General features: G+C 68.7%; 4 protein-coding genes. 3 read left to right on the top strand and 1 reads right to left on the bottom strand.

Features of this window, described 5'->3' with window-relative positions:
- From AC1DOC_RS28235 to AC1DOC_RS28225, 3 genes are all read left to right on the top strand, one after another.
- A partial coding sequence (locus AC1DOC_RS28235; protein WP_478130974.1) for an HAD family hydrolase occupies positions 1-146 on the top strand: 146 nt, incomplete at its 5' end.
- Between the two features lie 10 nt (positions 147-156).
- Positions 157-528, top strand: coding sequence for a Rieske (2Fe-2S) protein (locus AC1DOC_RS28230; protein WP_012746528.1), 372 nt, complete (start codon positions 157-159; stop codon positions 526-528).
- A gap of 2 nt (positions 529-530) precedes the next feature.
- Entirely contained in the window at positions 531-1,574 is a 1,044-nt protein-coding gene (locus tag AC1DOC_RS28225; protein WP_478130973.1) for a S49 family peptidase, read from the top strand.
- A gap of 21 nt (positions 1,575-1,595) precedes the next feature.
- Here the strand turns inward: AC1DOC_RS28225 and AC1DOC_RS28220 are convergent.
- Positions 1,596-2,731 (bottom strand): MFS transporter (locus AC1DOC_RS28220; RefSeq protein WP_478130972.1); only part of this gene is annotated, 1,136 nt, incomplete at its 5' end.

The raw sequence follows: 2,731 nt of genomic DNA, 5'->3' as shown, positions 1-2,731 counted from the left end.
ACCTGCAACTGGCGCTCAATGCCGGCTGCGCGAGCGTGGGCGTGAGCTACGGCGCGCACGAGCCCGAGAGCTTCGACGAACTGAAGCCGCTGTTCGTCGCCCACTCGGTGGCCAGCCTGGAGGCATGGCTTCTGGAGAACGCCTGAAAATCGCGGCATGAGCGAAGAACAGCGCATTCCCCTGTGCAATGCCTCGGACCTGGTCGAAGGCAGCCGGGCCGTTCCCTTCGACGTGGTCTATGGCGGCGAAACCTGTCGGGCCTTCGCGGTGCGCTTCGAAGGGCAGCCGCATGCCTATCTCAACCGGTGCAGCCACGTGGCGATGGAGCTGGATTTCCAGCCCGACCGCTTCTTCGACGACAGCGGCCAGTGGCTGCTGTGCGCCACCCACGGCGCGGTCTACCGGCCGGACACCGGCGAATGCGCTGGCGGCCCGTGCCGCGGCGGGCTCGTGAAGATCGCCCTCAGCGAACGTGACGGCGTGGTGCACTGGCATACTGCCTGGAACCTCCATCCCCTGAGCTTTTGACAATGACCGACCCGAACCGCACGGAACCCGAAGGTTTTGATCCTTTTGAGCCGGCCACCCCCATTGCGTCCTCGCAGGGCGCGCCGAGAAACATGGCCAAAGACCCCACGCAGCGCCCCGGTTGGGAGCGTGCAACGCTCGAGAAACTCGCCTTCGYCTCGCTCAACGAACAAAAGGCGGCGCGCCGCTGGAAGACCTTCACGCGCCTGTCGTGGCTCGCCTTCTTCATCTTCCTGGTCTGGCTCGCGATGTCGCGCAGCACGCCGAGCACCGCCAAGACCACGGCCCACACGGCAGTGGTCGAGATCAAGGGCGAGATCGCCAACGGCGGCGACGCCAGCGCGGAATTCGTGGTCGCGGCCATGAAGACCGCGTTCGAGGACGAGGGCGCCAAGGGCATCGTGCTGCTGATCAATTCGCCGGGCGGAAGCCCCGTGCAGGCGGGCATCATCAGCGACGAGATCAAGCGCCTGAAGGCCAAGCATAAGAAGCCGATCTACGCGGTGGTCGAGGAAACCTGCGCCTCGGCCGCCTACTACATCGCCGCTGCCACCGACAAGATCTTCGTCGACAAGGCCAGCATCGTCGGCAGCATCGGCGTGCTGATGGACGGCTTCGGCTTCACCGGCGTGATGGAAAAGGTCGGCGTCGAGCGCCGGCTGCTGACGGCCGGCGAGAACAAGGGCTTCCTCGACCCGTTCAGCCCCATGAGCGATGCGCAGCGCGCCCATGCGCAGGCCATGCTGAACCAGATCCACACGCAGTTCATCAACGTGGTGAAGAACGGTCGCGGCGACCGGCTCAAGCTCGACACCCCGGGCCTTTTCAGCGGCCTCTTCTGGAGCGGCGAGCAGGCCGTCGAGTTCGGCCTGGCCGACCAGCTGGGCAATGTCGACTTCGTGGCGCGTGAAGTCATCAAGGCCGAAGAGGTCACCGACTACACCCGGCGCGACAACGTGGCCGAGAAGCTCGCGAAGAAATTCGGCGCGGCCATGGGCGCGGCCACCGTGCGCTCGCTGCAGTCCGCCACGCCGGCGCTGCGCTGAGGCCGGCAGCGGCGAGGCGTCTCAGGCGCGGCGGCTCTCGTCGCCCGTGAAGCGCGCCGAGGCCGCCAGCGCCGCGGCAAACACCACGACCACATAGAGGGCGGCCGTCAGCGAACTGGCCCGCGCGAGCAGCCCGATCACCGCCGGGCCGGCCATGAAACCCAGGTAGGCCACGGCCGAGACGGCGGCAATGCCGATGGCGGGCTCGACGCCGGGCACGCGCGCCGAGGCGCCGAACAGGATCGGCACCACGTTCGCAAAACCGATGCCGACGCCCGCGAAGCCGACCAGCGCGAGCCACGGCAGGTCGGTCAGCAGCACCAGCGCCATGGCCGCCGCCGCAAGAATGCCGCTGCCGCGCAGCAGCGCCGTCGGTGAAAAGCGCGCGCGCAGGGCGTCGCCGCCGAAGCGCGCGGCCGCCATGGCGGCGGAGAAGCTCGCGTAGGCCAGCGCGGCCTGCTTTTGCGGGCTGCCGAGTTCCTGCTGCATGTAGAGCACGCTCCAGTCGTAGATGGCGCCCTCGGCAATCAGGCCCAGCGCGGCGAGCACGCCAAGCACCGCCAGCGTGCCGCGGGGCAGCCGGAAGCGATGGTCTGCCGGGGCCGCATCGCTCGCAACGGGCGGCTTGGGCAGCATGTGCATCGAGGAGCAGGCAACCACCAGCACCATCGCCGCCGCCACCCAGAGCAGATGCGCCTGTGCGCCGAGCCCGGCTGCCAGCGCTGCGCTGCCGCTCGCGGCGCCGGCCATGCCGCCCAGGCTGAACATGCCGTGCATGCCGCTCATCAGGGGCTTGCCGCCGCGCAGCTCGAGTTGCGCCGCCTCGGTGTTGATGGCCACGTCGAACACGCTGGTCACAAGGCCGAAGGCCGCCAGCAACGCCAAAAGAAAAGGATAGCCCGGCATCGCGATCAGGCCGGCGAGCAGCAGGGCGTAGATAGAGCCGCAGAGCGCAGCCATGCGGCGCGGGCCGTGGCGGCCGATCCAGCGGCCGGCGCTGGTCAGCCCGAACATCGCGCCGGCGCCGGCCGCGAGCAGCGCCAGCCCGAGCTCGGCCTCGTCGATGCCGTAGTGCGCCTTGACCGTCGGAACGTGGACGCCCCAGGTCGCAAAGATGAATCCGGACGAAAAGAATTGCGTACGCGAGGCCCAGCGCG

The organism is Variovorax sp. 01T439_2 (genome assembly GCF_056398445.1).
This window is presented reverse-complemented; position numbering and strand designations above follow the sequence as displayed.